This is a genomic window from uncultured Campylobacter sp. (assembly GCF_938018035.1).
Taxonomy (GTDB): domain Bacteria; phylum Campylobacterota; class Campylobacteria; order Campylobacterales; family Campylobacteraceae; genus Campylobacter_B.
Map to the genome: position 1 here is coordinate 1 of NZ_CALIJF010000094.1, position 3,092 is coordinate 3,092.

Annotated in this window: 4 protein-coding genes; 1 reads left to right on the forward strand and 3 read right to left on the reverse strand. The window is 47.9% G+C overall.

Annotation, left to right across the window (positions count from 1 at the left end; all coding sequences use genetic code 11):
* On the forward strand, positions 1 to 233 hold a 233-nt coding region (locus Q0257_RS03165; protein WP_298021445.1), incomplete at its 5' end, for a hypothetical protein.
* On the opposite strand, the gene gatB is transcribed toward Q0257_RS03165, so the two are convergent.
* From gatB to Q0257_RS03180, 3 genes are all read right to left on the reverse strand, one after another.
* A complete protein-coding gene (gene gatB, locus Q0257_RS03170) occupies positions 225 to 1,646 on the reverse strand; it encodes an Asp-tRNA(Asn)/Glu-tRNA(Gln) amidotransferase subunit GatB (RefSeq protein WP_298021449.1) in 1,422 nt (473 codons plus the stop codon). The two genes, Q0257_RS03165 and gatB, sit on opposite strands and share 9 nt — an antisense overlap.
* Before the next feature lie 113 nt (positions 1,647 to 1,759).
* Complete coding sequence (locus tag Q0257_RS03175; RefSeq protein WP_297896069.1) at positions 1,760 to 1,984, reverse strand: hypothetical protein; 225 nt, start codon at positions 1,982 to 1,984, stop codon at positions 1,760 to 1,762.
* A complete protein-coding gene (locus Q0257_RS03180; protein WP_177387592.1) occupies positions 1,974 to 2,654 on the reverse strand; it encodes a F0F1 ATP synthase subunit A in 681 nt (226 codons plus the stop codon). The genes Q0257_RS03175 and Q0257_RS03180 overlap by 11 nt, the downstream gene beginning before the upstream one ends.
* Positions 2,655 to 3,092: the final 438 nt, after the last annotated feature.

Here is a 3,092-nt window from a genome sequence, read left to right on the forward strand (position 1 = left end):
AAACGAACTCAAAAGAACAAAACGTGCGCGAGACAGAGCGGGTAGCCGCCGAGATCGCGCCGAATGAAATTATAACACGCAAAAGCCTTCGTCATTGGTGCGTGAAAGCTTTAGCTCGAAGTAAAACGCTGCGAGCAGATTTAAAATTTTATCCCAGAGGCTTTATCTATCGCACTCGCGCCGCCGCCTTTAATTCGCTTTTTGCCGCCGCGCAAGCTGCGAAATCAGCCTAGCTTCTGTTTCAAAAGCTCGTTTACCTTTGCAGGATTAAACGCGCCCTTGCCCTCTTTCATCACTTGACCTACGAAGAAGCCGAATAGCTTGTCTTTGCCGCCGCGGTAGTCCGCGACCTTGTCCTCGTTTTGGCTCATCACGCGCGCTATGATCTCCAAAATCGCGCCGTCGTCGCTTACCTGCCTCAAGCCTAGCTTGTCGATGACCGAGCTTACGGCCTCGTCGTGCTCCATTAGATAATCAAGCACCTCTTTGGCGGCCTTTTGCGACACTGCGCCGCCTTCGATCGCGCTTAAAAGCTCGCTCATCTTCGCGCTACCTACCGGCGAATCCTCGATCGTAACGCCATTTTTGAGCCTGCCCGCAAGCTCGACGGTAAGCCAGCTCACGCAGAGTTTGGGCTCGTGCCCCGTAGCGATGAGATCCTCGAAAAATCGCGCGTTTTCGTAGGTTGAGATTATGATCTCGGCGTCCTTTTCTTTAACGCCCAGCTCGCGGACGTAGCGTACCTTTTTTTGATCGGGCAGCTCGGGGATCTGCTGCGCAGCAGCCAGCATCTCGTCATCCACAATCACGGTTAGCAGGTCTGGGTCTGGGAAGTAGCGATACTCGGCGCTGTCTTCTTTGCTGCGCATCGGCTTGGTGATAAGCTTAGCGGTATCAAAAAGGCGCGTTTCTTGCACGACCTCTTGCTCATATTTGCCGTCCTGCCACGCTTCGATCTGACGCTCGATCTCGAACTCGATCGCCTTTTGGATAAATTTAAAGGAGTTTAAATTTTTAATCTCAACGCGCGTGTAGAGCTTTTGCTCGCCTTGCGGACGGATACTGACGTTTACGTCGCAGCGAAACGAGCCTTCCTGCATATTTGCGTCGCTGATATTTAAAAAGCGCAAAATGCTGTGGAGTTTTTTTAGATACGCGACCGCCTCGTCCGCAGAGCGCATATCAGGCTCGCTTACGATCTCCAAAAGCGGCGTGCCTGCGCGATTTAGATCGACTAGGCTGCGCGAGCTTTCGTGGTTATTTTTGCCAGCATCCTCCTCTAGGTGCGCGCGCGTGATGCCGATGCGCTTGCTCTGTCCGTCCGCAGCTATAAAAAGCTCGCCGTGCTCTACGATCGGGATCGTCCACTGCGAAATTTGATACGCCTTGGGAAGGTCGGGATAGAAGTAGTTTTTGCGGTCGAATACCGACTTGCGATTGATCGTCGCATTAACGGCGGTGCCGAAGCTGATAGCTTTTTTAACCGCCTCCTCATTTAGCACGGGAAGAGCACCCGGAAGCGCCAGGCAGGTCGGGCAGACGTGCGAATTCGCCTCGTCGCCAAAGCTCGTGGGGCAGGAGCAGAAAATTTTGGTTTTGGTATTTAGCTGGCAGTGTACCTCTAGGCCGATCACGGTTTCAAACATAAACTTAACCTTTTAGAATAAAAATTTCGCGTAATTTTACAATTTTTTGCTTTAATACTCGCTTGTAGCGGCGCGCGGCGCGGCTAAATTTTAAAATTTAATCGGATAGATTTCTATTCGCCGCCGCTAAGGAGCTTTTCTTTCAGATCGAAAACATCAACCATCAAGCAGGTGATGATTACGCATATCACGCCCGGAGCGGTGCAGATGAAGAGGAATTTTAACCCCAAAAAATAAAATGACGGATAGGCAAAAAAGACGAATGCGCCGACGAAGATCAATCCGAACGACGCACCCACGAGGAAGTATAAAAAATTTCGCTTAAAATTAATGCTCATCGACGATCACGGCGCCCGCTAGATAAACGTAGCTTAAAACCATGAAAATGAAAGTCTGCAAAATCGCCATAAAAGTAAGCAGCGCAAACGGCACCATCGGCACTAGCGCAGGAGCGAGAGTAAGCATAACGAGCAGGAAGGTATCGTCACCTTTGATGTTTCCGAAAAGTCGGAAAGAAAGCGATACGACGCGCGAAAAATGCGAGACGATCTCTATAACGAACATAAACGGAGCTAGGATTTTTACCGGCCCCATAAAGTGTTTTAAATAGTTGATCACACCATGCTCGCGAACGCCCTCAAAATGGTAATACAACCAAACGCAAAGCGTAAGCGAAAGGGTTAAATTTAGACTCGCGCTCGGCGACTCAAAGCCCGGCACCAAGCCGATAACGTTACTAAAAAATATCACAAATCCCAATGTTGCGATTAGCGGAAGATATTTTTTGGCTTGTTCCTCACTACCCATCGCGTCCTTACCGATCGTTAGTACGCCGCTTAGGTAGGCTTCGGCGATGTTTTGCATGCCGTGTGGTACAAGCTGAAGCGAGCGAGTGGAGCAAAGCGCGACGGCTACGATGATAGCGACGACCAAAAAGAAGTAAAAAAGGTAGATAAAAGTGTGGTCGTAAGAAATTAAACCGCCGAAAAGGAAGATGTCTTTTAGCATAAAAACCCTTGATCGTTGAAATTTGAGGCGTATTTTACACTTCTATTCGTTAAAGTATATTTAAATTTGCGCCAGCGAGTAAAATTTTGAGCTTTGCGAGTTCTCACACCGCTTTGCTTGCCTAGCACTTTCGTCTAGCTTGCGCACCATTTATGCGGGAATTTTGCGTTTTTTTGGCATTTAGCTCCATATTTACAGCAAATGACAAAATTTTTGCTAGTAAGTACGAAATTTATGGCTACACTGCCAATTCGCTATTTTTGCAAAATAGAATTTAATCTAGCGCATACAGAGAAGCCCTAAGCCGGCTGGCGGTAAAATTTATGTTTACAGATACAAAAAATACAATAAAATTCTACCGCGACGGCACCGCGATAAATTCCAAGAATTCCAAGAATTCCAAGAATTCCAAGAATTCCAAGAATTCCAAGAATTCCA

Bases quoted from the DNA above. Each gene is read 5' to 3' on its own strand.
- Q0257_RS03180 (WP_177387592.1), bottom strand. From the start codon at position 2,654: ATGCTAAAAGACATCTTCCTTTTCGGCGGTTTAATTTCTTACGACCAC.
- Q0257_RS03175 (WP_297896069.1), bottom strand. From the start codon at position 1,984: ATGAGCATTAATTTTAAGCGAAATTTTTTATACTTCCTCGTGGGTGCG.
- gatB (WP_298021449.1), bottom strand. From the start codon at position 1,646: ATGTTTGAAACCGTGATCGGCCTAGAGGTACACTGCCAGCTAAATACC.